This window comes from Mycobacterium sp. MS1601, from assembly GCF_001984215.1.
Classification (GTDB): domain Bacteria; phylum Actinomycetota; class Actinomycetes; order Mycobacteriales; family Mycobacteriaceae; genus Mycobacterium.
The window spans coordinates 1,467,128-1,483,431 of the sequence record NZ_CP019420.1; the positions used below are offsets into that span (position 1 = coordinate 1,467,128).

Sequence of the window (16,304 nt, forward strand, 5' to 3'; positions counted from 1 at the left end):
CCACCGGGGACAGCATTACTGTGTGTTGCGTGATCTCCGTGTTCCTGGTCGACGACCACGAAGTGGTGCGCCGCGGGCTCGTCGACCTGCTCTCCGGCGACCCGGATCTGACCGTGGTGGGTGAAGCCGGTTCGGTGTCCGAGGCCCTGGCGCGCATCCCGGCGGCCCGTCCCGATGTCGCCGTGCTCGACGTCCGGTTGCCCGACGGCAACGGCATCGACCTGTGCCGTGATCTGCTGGCAGCGCTCGACGATCTACGATGCCTGATTTTGACGTCGTTCACCGACGAGCAGTCCATGCTGGACGCCATCCTGGCCGGCGCCAGCGGCTACGTGGTCAAGGACATCCGCGGCATGGAACTGGCCACCGCCATCAAAGAGGTGGGCGCGGGAAAGTCGTTGCTCGACAATCGGGCCGCGGCGGCTCTGATGTCGAAGTTGCGTCGCGATACCGAGGCAACCGAAGACGACCGGTTGCGTGACCTGTCCTCCACCGAACGGATCTTGCTGGAACTGCTCGGCGAAGGCCTGACCAACCGTGAGATCGGCGAACGGATGTTCCTGGCGGAGAAGACGGTGAAGAACTACGTGTCCCGGCTGCTGGCCAAGCTGGGCATGCACCGGCGCACCCAGGCCGCGCTGCTGGCCGCCGAGCTGCGACAGAAAAGCGATGGCTGACAGGGATATCAGCAGTGGTCTGATCGAGGCCATGCTGGCAGTGACGGCCGGCTTGGACCTGGAGCAGACGCTGCGCACCATCGTCGAGACGGCGATGCGTCTGGTGGACGCCAAGTACGGCGCGCTGGGGGTGATCGCCACCGAGCCTGGTCCGCGGACTCTGGAGCGTTTTGTCTACGACGGTATCGACGACGTGACCCGCGATCTGATCGGTCCCTTGCCTGCCGGTCACGGTGTGCTGGGTCTGCTGTTCCAGCATCCGGAGCCGGTGCGCATCGAGAACCTCTCGCAGCACCCGGTGTCGGTGGGTTTTCCGCCCAACCACCCGCCGATGCACACCTTTCTCGGTGTGCCGATCCGGATCCGCGACCAGGTTTTCGGCAACCTGTATCTGACGGAAAAGGCTTCGGGTGAAGTGTTTTCCGCCGATGACGAGGTGTTGGTGCTGGCCCTGGCCGGCGCGGCGGGTATCGCGATCGAGAACGCCCGGCTCTACCAGGCCGCCCACACTCGCCAGATCTGGATCGAGGCCACCCGCGACATCAGCACCAACCTGCTCGCCGGCGACGACTCCACCGCCGTACACCGTCAGATCACCGCACAGGCCACCGGCCTCACCGGGTGTGACGTCACCGCGCTGTTGCTGCCTGACGGCCAGGGTGAACTGGTGGTCACCGCAGCCACCGACGCCACGCTGGTGGGTGTGTCGCTCCCGGTCCACGGGACCGCAGTGGGTCGCGCCTACAGCGAGCGTCTTCCACTGCGCACCAAAGCTTTCAGTGAGATCGGCGTCGACGGGCCGGCTCTGATCCTGCCGCTGCGCGAACCAGAGGACACCATTGGGGTGTTGGTGTGTGTGGGCGGCACGGGTTTCAGCGCCGACCAGTTGGACATGATGGCGGCTTTTGCCGACCAGACCGGACTGGCACTGCATCTGGCAGGTGTGCAGAGCCGGGCGGTGGCCACCCTGCGGGAGCTCGACGTGCTCTCCGATCGTGACCGGATTGCCCGCGACCTGCACGACCACGTGATCCAACGACTGTTCGCCGTCGGCCTGTCACTGCAGGGCTCCCGCGGCGGGCAGAGTCCGGACACCGCCCGCCGGATCTCCGGCGCTCTCGACGATCTGCAGGAAGTGGTGCAGGAGATCCGCACCGCCATCTTCGATCTGCACGGCGGCAGCGTCACCCGGTTGCGCCAGCGTCTCGAGGAGGCGGTGACGCGGATGACGGCCGATTCTCCGGTGCGCGCCTCGTTGCATGTCAGCGGGCCGTTGTCGGTGGTGGACGCCGCTCTGGCAGATCATGCCGAAGCCGTTGTCCGCGAAACCATCAGCAATGTGGTGAAGCATTCGCAGGCGTCCACCGTGGTGGTGAACGTGACCGTCGACGACAACCTGACCATCGTGGTATCCGACGACGGCATCGGCTTCGCCGACGGCATCACCCGCAGTGGGCTGGCCAACCTGGCCGCGCGGGCCGAGCAGTGTGGTGGACAGTTGCGCGTCGACGGTGACAGTGGCGCCGTGGTTACCTGGACAGTGCCGCTGCCCTAGAACCCGCTGACACCCGAGGCGGTGGTCTTGACGGCCAACACCTGATCGACACCCATGCGGCCTTCCTCGAACGCGAGCCGGCCACCGACGAGATACAGCCGCCACACCCTGGCCACCTCGTCGCCCACCAGATCGACGAACTGCTGCTGATGGGTGTTGAACGTGTCGATCCAGGCGTCCACGGTGCGCACGTAATGCTCGCGCATCGCCTGCACGTCGCGGATCTCGAAACCCGCGTCCTGCAGGTAGCGCAGCGTCTGCCACAACGGGCGCATGTGCATGTCGGGAGCGATATAGCGTTCGATGAACGCCCCGCCACCCGGTGCGGAGTCACGGTGCCGCGACATCTGCTGCAGCAGAAGGCGTCCTCGCGGCTTGAGCGCGCCGAACATGACGCAGGCGTAGGTGGCGTAGTGCGACTCGCCGACGTGCTCACCCATCTCGATGGAGCTCACCGCGTCGAAGGTTTCATCCGGGTCCGGGATCTCGCGATAGTCCTGCAGGCGGACGTCGATCTTGTCACCGAGCCCGCGCTCGGTGGCCCGCACCGCGATGAAGTCACGCTGCTCCTGCGACAACGTGACACCCGTGGCGTGCACACCGTAGTGCTCGGCGGCATACAGGATCAGCGAACCCCAGCCGCAGCCCACGTCGAGCAGTCGCATCCCTTGTCGCAGACCGAGTTTGGTGCAGATGAGGTCCAGCTTGGCGGTCTGCGCATCGTGCAGACCCTGATCATCTGAGGTGAAGTAGGCGGCCGAGTACGCCAGGTGCTCGTCGAGCAGCAACGCGTAGAAATCGTTGGACAGGTCGTAGTGATGGGCGATCGCGGCCCGGTCTCGCAACCGAGTGTGCAGACCCCCGGTCAGCCTGGCCTCTGCCGCGGGCGCTGGGGGTGGCAGACCCAACGCACCCAGCCTGGCTGCAGCCGTTGCCGCTTTGACACGGGATACCCGGACGCCGGAGGACGGGCGGCTGCGGGCAGCCTGCCAGGCCCGGCGGAAGCCGTCGGCCAGATCACCTTCGACATCGATGTCACCGGCCACGTATGCCCGGGCAAGACCCAGTTCACCTGGTGCCCACAGCAGTCGGCGCAATGCCCGACGGTTGCGGATCACCACCACCGGCGCGTCTCGAGGTCCGGACTCGGTGCCGTCCCACGCGCGCAGCCGGACCGGCAGCGGGCCGCCGGACACCTCGCGGATGAGGTCCGCCAGCCGCGCCGCGACCGTCATACTGCGCTGAAGACCGTCTTGAACCGCTGCAGCGATTCGGCGATATCGCCCTTGAGCGCCCCGGCGACCAGCATGCCGACGGGTCCGAACAGCGCGGGCCCGCCCAGGTGGATGTCGAACTGCACCACGGAACCGTCACCGGAGGGCTTGACCTTGCCCATCAGTTTGACCTTCACTCCGCCGCGGCCGTTGCCGTTGAGTGTCATGGACTCCGGCGGCTTGAAATGCACAATGGTCCAGCTGACCCGGTTCATCATCCCCATCACCTCGACGATGGAGTCCAGTGCCGTGCCCTTTTCCAGGGTCTCGGGAATGGGGCTGCGCCACACCCGGTGAATGGAGAGCCACTCCTTGTACCGCGACAGGTCAGAGGCGCACTCCCAGGCCTGCTCGGGCGACAGTGGTACGTCGACCGATACCGACAGTTTCGCCATGGCTCAGTTCGAGGTGGGTGGCGCCGGAGGGGCGGGAGGCGCCGGCGGGCTCTGCGGGGGAGGCGGGCTCTGGGGAGGAGGCGGGGTGCCCTGCTCCTTGACCACCTTCTTGGCCTGCTCCTGCACCTTGTCGACGGTGCCGGCGTACTTGCCCTGCGTCTTCTTGTCCACCAGATCGCCCGCCTTCTCGATGACCTGGTCTACCTTGTCGGCGTTCTTGCCCAGCAGGTCTTTGCCTGTTTTGAGGGCCTTGTCGAGGAATCCCATGATGTTCAACCTACCCGCTCAACCCACCCGCCAGAGCTGGCGTTTCTCCCCCAGAATCCGCCCCTGCAACCACCACAGCACCTCGATGACCAGTGCAGCCACCGCCCCGATGATCAGCGCCGTCGTCGTCACCTCGGTGTTCGACGGGTCCAGCATGAATTTCTCCCTGGCCAGCGGGATGGCGAAGATCACCACATAGGCCAGCCCGGACGTCGCCACCAGCGCCACGCGCCACCATTCATAGGGCCGGGCCACGCAGGCCAACACCCACACTGCCGACACCAGCAGCGTGATCAGCGCCGCCGTGGAGGCCTGGGTCTGTACCTGCACCGGCGCGTCCTGCCCCTCGTAGGCCAGCAGGTAGGACACGAATGTCGCCACACCCACCACCAGACCCGTCGGCAGCGCCGCCACCATGACCCGACGGACGAAGCCGGTGTGGGCCCGTTCGGTATTGGGCGCCAGCGACAGCACGAAGGCGGGGATGCCGATGGTGAACCAGGCTGCGATGGTGACGTGAATGGGCTGGAACGGGAACAGCAGCGGGTCGCTTCCGAACAGTTCGGAGCCCAGACCTGCGATGCCGACCAGCAGCGCCAGCAGCACCGAGTACACCGTCTTGGTGAGGAACAGGTTGGAGACGCGCTCGATGTTGCCGATGACACGACGCCCCTCGGCCACCACATACGGCAGGGTGGCGAACTTGTTGTCCAGCAACACGATCTGTGCGACGGCCCGAGATGCCGGGCTGCCGGAGCCCATCGCCACGCCGATGTCGGCATCTTTGAGCGCCAACACGTCGTTCACGCCGTCGCCGGTCATCGCGACGTTGTGGCCGCGCGACTGCAGCGCATGGACCATCGACCGCTTCTGGTCGGGGCGCACGCGACCGAAAGTGGTGTACTCCTCGAGGGTGTCGGCCAGCTTGCCAGGCTCGGCGGGCAGTTGGCGGGCATCCATCGCCTGCCCCGCCAGGCCCAGCGACCCGGCCACCGCACCCACCGACACCGCATTGTCGCCGGAGATCACCTTCACCGAAACTTTTTGTTCGGCAAAGTATTCGAGGGTTTCACGGGCGTCGGGGCGAACCTTCTGTTCCAGTACCACCAGCGCCGCGGGGGTGACGCGCCCGGGTGCGTCTGCGGCATCCACCGATTGTTCACACGACCCGAGCAGCAGCACCCGCAGCCCCTGGGCACCGATACGCTCGGCTTCCTCCGCATCCGGGGTGGACGGGTCCAGCAGCACATCAGGTGCGCCGATGACCCAGTTGCCGTGCTCACCGAAAGAGATGCCACTCCATTTGGTGGCGGATTTGAACGGCGCACTCGCGGTCGCGACCCATCCTGGCGGGTTCGGGTAGGCCTCGGCGATGGCGAGCATGCTGGCGTTGGGCCGGGTGTCATGGTGGGCCAGGCCCGCCAGCGCATCGGAGATGTCCTGAGCTCCAAGCTGTTTGACCTGCGACAGTCGCATCCCGTTTTCGGTGAGGGTGCCGGTTTTGTCGGCGCACACCACGTCCACGCGGGCCAGGCCCTCGATGGCGGGCAACTCGTTGACCAGGCACTGACGTCGCCCCAGCCGCACCACACCGACGGCGAACGCGATGGATGTCATGAGCACCAGCCCCTCGGGCACCATCGGGACCAGCGCGCCGACCATGCGCAGCACCGATTCCCGCCAGCCGGCGTCGGTGGTGAACAGTTGGGTGTAGATGATCAGCGCCCCGGCCGGCCACAGCAGGTAGGTGATGAATCGCAGAATGGTGTTGATACCGCTGCGAAGTTCGGATTTCACCAGGGTGAACTTGCTGGCTTCCTCGGCCAGCTTCGCGGCGTACGCTTCGCGGCCCACCTTGGTGGCGCGGTAGGCACCGGTGCCGGCAACCACGAAGCTGCCCGACATCACCTGATCGCCGGCGTCTTTGGCAATCGGGTCGGCCTCGCCGGTGAGCAACGATTCGTCGACTTCGAGGTTGACCTCCTCGACGATCTGGCCGTCCACCACGATCTGGTCGCCAGGTCCCAGCTCGATGATGTCGTCGAGCACCACTTCGTTGGGCGGCAGCGGCCGCGTGCCCGACTGGCGGCGCACTGTCGGTTTGGCCTGTCCGACGATGGCCAGCGCGTCGAGGGTTCTCTTGGCCCGCAGTTCCTGGATGATGCCGATGCCGCTGTTGGCGATGATCAGCAGCCCGAACAGGCCGTTGATCAGCGAGCCCGTCGCAAGGACGATCAGGAACAGCACGCCGAGAATGGCGTTGATCCGGGTCAAGACGTTGCCGCGGATGATCTCCGAGACGCTACGCGCCGCGCGGGTGGGCACGTCATTGGTCTGGCCGTCGGCAATCCGCTGAGCCACCTCTGCATCAGAGAGACCTGCTGCTGTGTCGATCATCTCAGGAACGTCCCCATCCCTTCGTCGTCGTAGTACTCCAGTGTCAACCGGTCCCCGTCGAACGTGGCCTTGGAGACGCTGCCCGGCGGCGAGTTCTCGGAGACGAATTGGAACGTGAAAACGTTTCCGTCCCAATGCTTCAGTGGCCACACCTCACCCTTGGGCCCCAGTGTCAGGCCAAGGGTGCCACCGGCTTCGGTGACCGTGGCCGAACCCCAGTAAGGGTTGTTGTAGGTACCCGCCAACTGTTGCACCGGCGGCGCTGGTGCCGGGTTCGGTGGCGGTGTCTGATCCACCAAGTCGCCCACCGGGGCATCCATGTGGGCGAATGCATCGGCGTAGAGAGTGCGCCAGTCTTCGCGGACCTCACCGAACTGCACGAGATCGGCGAACTCAGCGCTGATCGTTTCCACCAGCCCGATCGGGGTCGAGTTCGACAGGGCGATGATGCCGACGTCGGCAGAAGGGAGGATCAGGACGTTGGTGGCCGCCCCGGTCTCGAAGGCACCGGAGTGGCTGAGCTGCGTACGGGCCCCCGAGGTGGTGCCGACATTGAATCCGTAGCCGTAGAAACCCGTCCGCATCGCAGGTTCGGAGGGCGGGCTGGAGACGATCTGCGGGCTCAAGGCAGGCAGCAGCGCTTCCGGGGAAGCGATCTGGGTGGTTTTCCCCGACGCACTGTAGGTGCCGTCGGCCAGGACCATCGTCAGCCAGCGAGTCATGTCGTTCAGCGACGAACTGACACCACCCGCGGGAGCCTGTGCGTCGGCGTTGCGCTGATACAGCGGCTGGTAGCCGCCGTCGATCGCGATGTGCACCAGCGCCTTGTCGGGCCTGGCCTCGTAGTCGGCGAACCGGGAACTGGTCGACGTCATGCCCAACGGCCGGTAGAGCACCTCGTCGCAGAGATCCTCCCAACTCTTGCCCGCACTGGCGGCCACCGCCTCGGCGCCCGCGGTGAGTCCGAAATTTGTGTAGGCGTAGGAGATCCGGAACGGATCCAGCGGCAGTTCTCGCAGCTTCTCGAGCACCTGACGCCGGTCGTAACCCAAGTCCTCGAGCTTGTCCCCGGCGTGGTCGGGCAGCCCGGACCGGTGCGAATACAGATCACCGACGGTCAGTTGGCCGGTCACCGCCGGGTCGGCCAGCGAAAACCACGGCAGCTTGTCCACGACCCGGGTGTCCCAACCGATTGCGTTGGTCGTGACCTGATGAGCGACGACGGTGGCTCCCACGGGTTTGGACAGCGACGCCAGTTGGAACACCGTGTCCGGGTCCACCTTGTTCTCCGGAGAATCGCCGGCCCGATTGTCCTTGACTCCGAAACCCTTGGCATACAGCGTTTCTCCGCCGTGCACCACCGCCACTGCCAGCCCTGGTATCCCCGAGGAGGACATCAGCTCATCGATGATGCCGTCCAGCTTGGCCACCGCGTTGTCGACGGCGTTCTCCGGCAGCGGCATGGCGGGCACCAACGGTGGCGGCACCTGCGCTGTGCTGGTGGCGCTCTCCGGTGTTGTGGTGGTGGCGGCCGGCTGCGATGCCGTCGCGCATCCTGCTGCCAGCAGCACGATCGCAGCAGCAACTCCGGCACGAACCAGGCTCGAGTTCACAGCGAGAACCGTAACCTTTCAAACCGCCACCGGTCAGAACCGCCACCACGGATCCAATTCAGGGTCCGGCGTGGCCGCCAGGTCGGCGCCGACCCGTTCGCCGGGACGCGGCACCGCCGCGGTGACGTTCTCCGCCCGCGCCGCCACCAGCATCCGCTCGACAGGTTCGGACCACGGATGCGGCGCCAGCCGGAAGGTGGCCCAGTGGATCGGCACGAACAGTCCTTTGCCTGCATCGGTGAGGTCGCGATGCGCGCGGACCGCCTCTTCGGGGTTCATGTGGATGTCAGGCCAACCCGGGTGGTACGCACCGACCGGCATCAACGTCAGGTCGAAGGGTCCGTATTCGGCGCCGACGTCTGTGAAGCCCGAGGTGTATCCGGTATCCCCGCCGAAGAACGCCCGGTGCTTCGGCCCGATGACGGCCCATGACGACCACAGCGTGGTGTTGCGGGTGAGGAACCGTCCGGAAAAGTGCCGCGCCGGGGTGCAGACCAGTTTGAGTTCACCCAGTTCACCGGCCTGGCCCCAGTCCAGTTCCACGATCCGCTCCGGCGGGACATGCCATTCCCGCAGATGGGCGCCGATGCCGAGCGGAACGAAGAACGTCGACCGCTGACTGCGAGCCAGCGCTTTGATGGTGTCGACGTCGAGGTGGTCGTAGTGGTCGTGGCTGATGATCACCGCGTCGATGGCGGGCAGCGCCTCCAGTGGGGCCGGCACCTGATGCAGGCGCTGCGGGCCGATGGTCCGGGACGGCGAGCACCGCTGGCTCCACATCGGGTCGGCCAGGACGCGGTAACCGTCGACTTCCAGGACCGCCGACGAATGCCCGTACCAGGTGACCGCCAGCGCCGCGGCCTTGGCGGTGGAGACCGGGGTGACCAACGGTATCTCCCCGCCGGGGTGCCCGGTTGCGCGACTCATCAGCAGGTCACGGACCAGCATGCGCTGTTCCTGGGGTGAGAGTTTGATGGTCGACGACGGCTCGGCGTTGTGGAATACACCGTCGCGGAAGTTCGGGGACGTCTGCGCCGTGGCGGCGATCACGGCGGGTCCCGCGCCCAGCGCCGACGGGGTGCCGTGCAAGGCCCGCAGCGCCCATCCGCCCGTCACCAAGGTGGCGGTCCCGCCGACCAGTCGGATCGCGCCTCTCAGCATCTACGCTCCCTGGAAGTTCGGCGGCCGCTTCTCCATGCGAGCCACCTGAGCTTCGATGACGTCCTTACTGCCCCAGGCGGCGTCGAAAAGCTCCTTGTGGTGCGCAGGCATCTCAGCCAGGTAGGCGCCGTCGTCGTTGAGGATCCGCTTGGAACTCCGGATCGACAACGGCGCCAGACCGGCGATCTCGGCAGCCCATGCCTGCGCGTCTTCCAGCGTGCCGAGCCGGTTGGCCATCCCGGTTTCGAGCGCAGTCTCGGCGCTGAGCCGCTCCGCCCCGAGCAGCATGCCGCGAGCCCGCCCGTAGCCCACCAGGCTGACGAGGCGGTGCACACTCCAGTTGTCGAGCGCCAGGCCGTATTTCGCGATGGGAAACCAGAAATAGGCGTCCGGGGCCACCACACGGAGGTCGCAGATCATGGCCAGCTGCAGGCCCGCGCCGATCGCCGGGCCGTTGATGGCGGCGATCACCGGCACCGGCACCTGGTCGATGGCCTTGTTCAGCGCCACCGCCTTGTCGGGGAAGTCGGCGGCGAAGACGTCTCCCGAGAGGTCGGCGCCCGCGCAGAACACCGTGCCTGCGCCGGTGAGCACGATGGCGCGGACGTCTTCGGCGGCCTCGCGCTGGACGGTTTCGCGCAGGCGGTCGACGAGTTCGCTGTTCAGCGCGTTGCGTCGCTCCGGACGCTGCAGCTCGATGGTCGTGACGTTGCCGACGCGGGTGACACCGATCATGTGGTCAGGGTAGCCAATCGCACTAGCCTCATCTGCGTGAGCCGCATCAGCGCCGTCGCGCTTCGGGACGCTGTCCTGGACAAGGGATCGTTCGTCAGCTGGGACGTGCCACCCGTGGACGTTGGTGCGAACTCGACATACGCGGCCGAGCTGGCCGCTGCGCGGGGACCACCGGGCTGGACGAATCGGTGCTGACCGGCGAGGGCACGGTGTTCGGCCGCCGGGTCGCCGTCGTGGCCTGCGAGTTCGATTTCCTGGCCGGATCCATCGGGGTGGCCGCCGCCGAGCGGATCACCACCGCCATCGAAAAGGCCACCACGTTGGGACTGCCGCTGCTGGCGTCGCCGAGTTCTGGCGGCACCCGCATGCAGGAGGGCACCGTCGCGTTCCTGCAGATGGTCAAGATCGCCGCTGCCGTCACGCTGCACAAGCGGGCTCAGCTGCCCTACCTGGTGTACCTGCGGCATCCCACCACCGGTGGGGTGTTCGCGTCGTGGGGGTCGCTGGGCCACATCACCGTGGCCGAGCCCGGCGCGCTGGTGGGGTTCCTGGGGCCGCGGGTGTACGAGCATCTCTACGGCGAGCCCTTTCCTCCTGGAGTCCAGACGGCCGAGAACCTGCAGCGGCATGGGGTGATCGACGGCGTGGTGCCGCTGTCGCTGTTGCGACACACGCTGGATCGGGCCCTGAAGGTGGTCTCCGATACGCCCGACCCGGCTCCGGTGGCCGAGCCGTCCGGTGACCTTCCCGATGTGCCCGCCTGGACGTCGATCGAGGCATCGCGGCGACCCGACCGCCCCGGCGCCGCCCATCTGTTGCGGCACGGTTGCACCGAACGGGTGCTGCTGTCCGGAACGGGGCAGGGTGAGACGGCGACGACGTCGTTGCTGGCGCTGGCCCGGTTCAATGGTCAGCCCGCGGTGGTGTTGGGACAACAGCGGGTGACGGGCGGCCTGGTGGGGCCGGCGTCGCTGCGCGAGGCGCGCCGCGGAATGGCACTCGCTGCCGGACTAGGGTTGCCGCTGGTGTTGGTGATCGACACTGCCGGGCCTGCGTTGTCCACCGAGGCCGAGCAGGGTGGGCTGGCCGGTGAGATCGCCCGCTGCCTGTCCGATCTGGTGACGTTGGAGGTGCCGACGGTGTCGGTGTTACTGGGGCAGGGCAGCGGCGGCCCGGCGCTGGCGATGGTGCCCGCAGACCGGGTGCTGGCCGCGCTGCACGGTTGGCTGGCGCCACTTCCGCCGGAAGGTGCCAGTGCCATCGTGTTCCGCGACACCGACCATGCGCCGGAACTGGCTGCCGCTCAGGGAGTTCGGTCTCGCGACTTGCTGGCCAACGGGATCGTCGATGCGATCGTCGGCGAGTATCCCGATGCCGCCGACGAACCGGTGGCGTTCTCGCAGCGGCTGTCCCGGGCGATTGCCGTCGAGTTGGCCTCGCTACGGGAGCAGCCTGCCTCGGCGCGCATCGCGGCGCGGTTGAACCGGTACCGGACGTTGGGACTGTAGGCACTCAGAACGGTGCCGGATCATCGGCATCGGCGCCATTCACCGCTCGGCGAAAGCAGGGCGCGCTACCGGTGTTGAGCCAGTCCACCCCACCGGATCAAGCAAGCTTGCGTAGGCGGGGTTCCAGGTCGCGTTGGAACAGCTCCAGGAACCGGCGCTGATCATGACCCGGGGCATGAAACACCAAATGATTCAAACCCCAGTCCAAATAATCCTTGACCTTCTCGACCGCCTCATCAGGATCCGAAGCCACAATCCAACGCTTGGCCACCTGCTCAATCGGCAACGCATCAGCAGCCTTCTCCATCTCGATCGGATCCTCAATCGAGTGCTTCTGCTCAGCAGTCAACGACAACGGCGCCCAAAAACGAGTGTTCTCCAACGCTGCCTCAGGATCAGTGTCATAGGAAATCTTGATCTCGATCATCCGGTCCACACCATCAGGATCCTTACCCGCCGCCTCAGCACCCTCACGCATCGCCGGAATCAACTTGTCCCTATACAACTCCTCGCCCTTACCCGAAGTACAGATAAACCCATCACCAGCACGACCGGCGTACTTGGCCACCTGCGGCCCACCCGCAGCAATGTAAATCGGAACACCACCCTCAGGCACGTCATAAATCGAGGCACCCTTGCTCCTGTAATACTCACCCTCAAAATCGACCCGATCCCCCAACCACAACTCCCGCATCAACCGCACCGACTCCCGCAACCGGGCAAACCGCTCCCTGAACTCCGGCCACTCACCGGTAAAACCCGTCGCAATCTCATTGAGCGCCTCACCCGTACCCACACCCAAGAAAACCCGGCCCGGATACAAACACCCCATCGTGGCAAACGCCTGCGCAACCACCGCCGGGTTATACCGAAACGTCGGCGTCAACACCGACGTCCCCAACAGCAACCGCTCAGTACGCTCCCCCACCGCCGTCATCCACGCCAACGACCACGGCGCATGCCCACCCTCATGACGCCACGGCTGGAAATGATCACTGACCGTCGCACTATCCATCCCATGCGACTCAGCCAACACCGCCAACTCCACCAACTCACGCGGCGCAAACTGCTCCGCCGACGCCTTGTAACCCAATTTCAGTTCCATCAGCAGCAGCCACTTCGTGGTGTGGCGGTCGGGGCCACGGAAGCGAGTACCGTTGCGCCTCGCCAGGTCACACTGCGCGACGGCGGCGGTGTCTGCTCGCTGCGGGTCTCGACCAGCGGAACGCCGTCGACCACCACCGAGGCGATACCCGGAAGGTCGCCCAGCGCAAAGCATTCCAGGCCATCTGTGGCGGTGGAGCCGGTGATGGGACCCAGCACCAGGAAATCGGCGGGACGTCCGAGCTCGAGCACACCGGTGTCCAGACCGTGGGCCGCGGCGGTCTGCCCGGTTCCCGCAGCCACTGCGGCCACCGGATCCAGGCCACACACCGAGGCGAGGAAGCAGATGTTGCGCAGCATGCCGCGCGGGATCACACCGGTGCCGCCTGGGGTGTCGGTACCCAGAGTCAGACGCTCGATCTGTCCACGCGAGATCAGCTGCTCGACAACCAGTTTGGTGGCGCGATAGTTCATGGAACTACACACCTCGAGCCTGGCCGACGGCAGCTCCTCGATGATCGCCAGGATATCGGCGTCCGGCGCGGGGATGGGCCCACCGGAGATGTGGCCGACGATATCGGGCTCGACGGCCAGCACGACGTCGCGACCGGCCACTCGGCTGGACCCCGAGCGCGAGACGCCGCCGGAGTGCATCTTGACCGTCATCCCGCGCTCGTGCGCCCAGGTGACATACTGCTGGGCTTCACCGTCACCCAACCTGTTCCAGTCGTAGAAGATGAACTTCAGCTGGTCGATGCCCTCGCGCGCGGCCCGGTCGAAGTGCTCCTCGGTCATCCCGGGTACCAACAGAATGGTGCCCGCGTTGACCTTGACGCCCGAGGGCCGCATCCGGCCCGTGGTGTGCTTGGACGTGATGGCGATACTGAGCACCAATTCCGGTGTCAGCGCGGTGAAGTCGAGACCCGGGATGTGCAGTTCGCCCGCAGACACCATCGAGGTGGACCCGCCGTGAAGGTAGTTGTGGAACCAGCCGACCGCGTTCTGCGCCGGCGTCCACTCCCCGAAGGTGGGGTGGACGTGCCCATCCACCAGGCCCGGGATGACGGTCAGGCCGCCGGCCGAGAGCACCTGGTCGGGCGCCGGGTGATCGGTCCCGATTCCGGTGATCACCCCGTCCTCGACCACCAGGCTGGTATCACGCAGCGGTGTCCGGTTCCGGTCGCCCTGCACCAGGACACCGATGTCTTCCACGAGCAGAGTTGCCATCGTCCCACTTTCGCACGGATTGGATCCAGTATACGGTACAGGTGCATGCCCCGCCGGGGGAACCAACGCGAGGAGACGCATCGGATGGCCACCGTCAGCTCATGGGAACTGCGCGCACGGTTCGCGCGGTCACTGTCACAGATGTACGGCAACGAAGTTCCCGCCTATCTCGATCTGGTCGAGGTGGCAGCCGAGGTGAACCACGAGGTGCTGGTTCGTCGCGGCGCCGACGCCGAAAGACTGGGCAGCGCAGGACGAGTGGCCGACGAACGCCACGGCGCCATCCGTGTGGGCACCGCCAGGGAGATGCGCCAGGTGGCGACGATCTTCGGCGGTTTCGGGATGCACCCCGTCGGGTTCTACGACCTGCGAGAGGCAGCGTCGGCCGCAGTGCCCGTGGTGTCCACCGCTTTTCGGCCCATCGATCCCGAAGAGCTGGCGCTCAACCCATTCCGGGTCTTCACCTCCATGCTGGTGATCGACGATCGCAGGTTCTTCACCGAGGAACTGACCAACCGCCTCGACGAATTCCTCCAGGCCCGAATTCTTTTCGACGATGAACTGCTGGAACTGGCCGCTGCGGCACAGGCCGACGGCCAGCTCTGCGACGGCGACGCCGACCGTTTTGTGGCCCTGGCCACGGCGGCCTTCGAGCTGTCCGACGAGCCGGTGGACCGGTTGTGGTACGAGACGCTGGACGCCATCTCCTCGGTGGCCGCGGACATCGGCGGCGTGAGCACCACCCACATCAACCATCTGACCCCCCGGGTGCTGGACATCGACGAGCTCTACCGCCGGATGGAAGCCAGGGGCATCACCATGATCGACGACATCCAGGGCCCTCCCGGCTGGGAGGGACCCGATGTGCTGCTGCGCCAGACGTCGTTCAAGGCACTGGCCGAACCGCGCCGCTTCCGGGAGGCGGACGCAACGGTGCGCACCGACTCGCTGCGGGTGCGCTTCGGTGAGGTGGAAGCGCGCGGCGTGGCCCTGACGCCGGCCGGGCGCGACCTCTACGACGTGATGGTGGCCAAGACCGACGCCCGCTTGGCCGAGGAGCCGGGTGCGGTCCGTCAGGACATCGCGCGCGAGGTGTGGCGGGAGTTCCTGCCGACCACCGAACTCGAACTGGCTGTTGCCGATCTGGCCTACTTCACCTTCACCCTGGCTCCGGAGTCCGAGCGCGCCGGGCCACTGGAGGCGAACCTCAAGACCCTGCTGCACCGGGGCTGGCTGGTGCCACACCCCATCGTGTACGAGGACTTCTTGCCCCGATCGGCCGCCGGTATCTTTCAATCCAACTTGTCCTCCGAAGGGCAGAAGGACGCCTCGGTGGCCGGCACCGACCGCACCATCGAGTGGATGTCGGAAATCCTGGGCCGTCAGGTCGCCGATCCCAACGAATTGTATGCCGCACAACGGCAGCGCTCTCTTGATGAGGTGTCGCGGCAACTCGGACTCACGTCCCCACTGCGCGCCACACCCTAGGCACTCCGAAAACGACGGCGACGACGACCAACGCACCAACAACGTTCATCAGCAGTCGGACCCCGCCCTCATACCACGGGAAGACGGCGGGGTACTCGCTGGTCAGCAACAGCACCGGCGGCCCGGCGATCGCCCACCAGGTGTAGTTCACCGGGCGCAGCGCCATGGCCAACAGGAACAGCACCACGATGGCGATCACCAGTGCGGCCGCCGACGGGTGCGTGGCGAGGATGACCGCAGCCAGCACGGCGCCCACCAGATTGCCCGACAACCGTTGCGCCAGGCGAACACCCGTGGCCGACGGATCGGCCTGGATGGACAACACCACGCTGGTGACCAGCCAGTGTGAACCCACCACATCGTCGGGTACCAGAGCCGCGACGGCAGTGGCGATTGCGACGGAGACGCCCATGGCCGCGACGTGGGTGTAGCCCGCCCTGGTGGGCGAACGTGTGCTCTCCACCGGAGTCGCCTTGCGCACGGCCACGACGGACACCCACACCACGGCCGCGCCGATGAGGTACAGCACCAACACCGGCAGAGGTGCGGGCTCGGCCATCCGCCCCATGTGCAGGTCCATCAGCACCACCGCCAGCGCGGCAGTGGCACCCAGCTTGGGGAACACCGCCCCGAGCATCGCCGCCGCCACGGTGCAGGCCGCCAACACCGGCACCCGACCGTCACACAACTGCACCACCACGGCGCCCAGCACCACCGCAACGCTGCGCAACGTCAACACTTCCGCTGCCGCAGAGAGTCTTTCGGGAATCACCGGCACGGCCGTCAAGACAAAGCCCAGAGCCACGCCGGCCCCGCTGGACGACTGCCCCAGCTGATCGCACACCAGGAACACCGCGCCCAGGGCGACGGCCAGCACCGCGGCCATAACCCAGTCGGCGCGGC

General features: G+C 66.5%; 13 protein-coding genes and 1 pseudogene. 4 read left to right on the forward strand and 10 right to left on the reverse strand.

What is annotated here, in order from left to right; genetic code table 11:
• Positions 1-29 precede the first annotated feature (29 nt).
• Together BVC93_RS07130 and BVC93_RS07135 are read left to right on the forward strand one after the other, a co-directional pair.
• Positions 30-677, forward strand: a complete 648-nt coding sequence (locus BVC93_RS07130; protein ID WP_083736554.1) for a response regulator transcription factor — start codon at positions 30-32, stop codon at positions 675-677.
• Positions 670-2,232 carry a sensor histidine kinase gene (locus BVC93_RS07135; RefSeq protein ID WP_083736555.1) on the forward strand — a complete coding sequence of 521 codons (1,563 nt, stop codon included), beginning with the start codon at positions 670-672 and terminating at the stop codon, positions 2,230-2,232. Before BVC93_RS07130 ends, BVC93_RS07135 begins: the two co-directional genes overlap by 8 nt.
• On the opposite strand, the gene BVC93_RS07140 is transcribed toward BVC93_RS07135, so the two are convergent.
• Genes BVC93_RS07140 through BVC93_RS07170 form a run of 7 tightly spaced genes read right to left on the reverse strand, consistent with a single transcriptional unit; the run spans position 2,229 to position 10,074 of the window.
• Entirely contained in the window at positions 2,229-3,467 is a 1,239-nt protein-coding gene (locus BVC93_RS07140; protein ID WP_083736556.1) for an SAM-dependent methyltransferase, read from the reverse strand. The genes BVC93_RS07135 and BVC93_RS07140 overlap by 4 nt on opposite strands.
• Positions 3,464-3,901, reverse strand: coding sequence for a type II toxin-antitoxin system Rv0910 family toxin (locus BVC93_RS07145; protein WP_083736557.1), 438 nt, complete (start codon positions 3,899-3,901; stop codon positions 3,464-3,466). Before BVC93_RS07145 ends, BVC93_RS07140 begins: the two co-directional genes overlap by 4 nt.
• Positions 3,902-3,904: 3 nt before the next feature.
• On the reverse strand, positions 3,905-4,168 hold the full coding sequence (locus BVC93_RS07150; RefSeq protein WP_083736558.1) for an antitoxin: 264 nt from the start codon (positions 4,166-4,168) through the stop codon (positions 3,905-3,907).
• 18 nt (positions 4,169-4,186) lie between these two features.
• Positions 4,187-6,565 carry a cation-translocating P-type ATPase gene (locus BVC93_RS07155; protein WP_083736559.1) on the reverse strand — a complete coding sequence of 793 codons (2,379 nt, stop codon included), beginning with the start codon at positions 6,563-6,565 and terminating at the stop codon, positions 4,187-4,189.
• Positions 6,562-8,178, reverse strand: coding sequence for a serine hydrolase (locus tag BVC93_RS07160; RefSeq protein ID WP_083736560.1), 1,617 nt, complete (start codon positions 8,176-8,178; stop codon positions 6,562-6,564). The genes BVC93_RS07155 and BVC93_RS07160 overlap by 4 nt, the downstream gene beginning before the upstream one ends.
• 33 nt (positions 8,179-8,211) lie before the next feature.
• Positions 8,212-9,339: an MBL fold metallo-hydrolase gene (locus tag BVC93_RS07165; RefSeq protein ID WP_083736561.1), complete on the reverse strand. Its 1,128-nt coding sequence runs from the start codon at positions 9,337-9,339 to the stop codon at positions 8,212-8,214.
• Complete coding sequence (locus BVC93_RS07170) at positions 9,340-10,074, reverse strand: enoyl-CoA hydratase (RefSeq protein ID WP_083736562.1); 735 nt, start codon at positions 10,072-10,074, stop codon at positions 9,340-9,342.
• A gap of 36 nt (positions 10,075-10,110) precedes the next feature.
• On the opposite strand from BVC93_RS07170, the pseudogene BVC93_RS07175 reads away from it, so the two are divergent.
• Positions 10,111-11,582, forward strand: a pseudogene (locus BVC93_RS07175) (carboxyl transferase domain-containing protein).
• 97 nt (positions 11,583-11,679) lie between these two features.
• On the opposite strand, the gene fgd reads toward BVC93_RS07175, so the two are convergent.
• The gene (fgd, locus tag BVC93_RS07180) at positions 11,680-12,690 is read right to left on the reverse strand and encodes a glucose-6-phosphate dehydrogenase (coenzyme-F420) (RefSeq protein ID WP_083740872.1); all 1,011 of its coding nucleotides are present in this window, start codon (positions 12,688-12,690) and stop codon (positions 11,680-11,682) included.
• Entirely contained in the window at positions 12,687-13,913 is a 1,227-nt protein-coding gene (locus BVC93_RS07185) for an amidohydrolase family protein (protein ID WP_083736563.1), read from the reverse strand. The genes fgd and BVC93_RS07185 overlap by 4 nt, the downstream gene beginning before the upstream one ends.
• 84 nt (positions 13,914-13,997) lie before the next feature.
• Between BVC93_RS07185 and hglS the strand changes: the two genes are divergently transcribed.
• Entirely contained in the window at positions 13,998-15,401 is a 1,404-nt protein-coding gene (gene hglS, locus BVC93_RS07190) for a 2-oxoadipate dioxygenase/decarboxylase (protein WP_083740873.1), read from the forward strand.
• Here the strand turns inward: hglS and BVC93_RS07195 are convergent.
• Positions 15,373-16,287, reverse strand: a complete 915-nt coding sequence (locus BVC93_RS07195; protein ID WP_083736564.1) for an FUSC family protein — start codon at positions 16,285-16,287, stop codon at positions 15,373-15,375. The two genes, hglS and BVC93_RS07195, sit on opposite strands and share 29 nt — an antisense overlap.
• Positions 16,288-16,304: the final 17 nt, after the last annotated feature.

Coding starts and splice junctions, on each gene's coding strand:
- BVC93_RS07135 (WP_083736555.1), top strand. CDS start 670: ATGGCTGACAGGGATATCAGCAGTGGTCTGATCGAGGCCATGCTGGCA.
- BVC93_RS07140 (WP_083736556.1), bottom strand. CDS start 3,467: ATGACGGTCGCGGCGCGGCTGGCGGACCTCATCCGCGAGGTGTCCGGC.
- BVC93_RS07145 (WP_083736557.1), bottom strand. CDS start 3,901: ATGGCGAAACTGTCGGTATCGGTCGACGTACCACTGTCGCCCGAGCAG.
- BVC93_RS07150 (WP_083736558.1), bottom strand. CDS start 4,168: ATGGGATTCCTCGACAAGGCCCTCAAAACAGGCAAAGACCTGCTGGGC.
- BVC93_RS07155 (WP_083736559.1), bottom strand. CDS start 6,565: ATGATCGACACAGCAGCAGGTCTCTCTGATGCAGAGGTGGCTCAGCGG.
- BVC93_RS07165 (WP_083736561.1), bottom strand. CDS start 9,339: ATGCTGAGAGGCGCGATCCGACTGGTCGGCGGGACCGCCACCTTGGTG.
- BVC93_RS07170 (WP_083736562.1), bottom strand. CDS start 10,074: ATGATCGGTGTCACCCGCGTCGGCAACGTCACGACCATCGAGCTGCAG.
- BVC93_RS07185 (WP_083736563.1), bottom strand. CDS start 13,913: ATGGCAACTCTGCTCGTGGAAGACATCGGTGTCCTGGTGCAGGGCGAC.
- hglS (WP_083740873.1), top strand. CDS start 13,998: ATGGCCACCGTCAGCTCATGGGAACTGCGCGCACGGTTCGCGCGGTCA.
- BVC93_RS07195 (WP_083736564.1), bottom strand. CDS start 16,287: ATGGCCGCGGTGCTGGCCGTCGCCCTGGGCGCGGTGTTCCTGGTGTGC.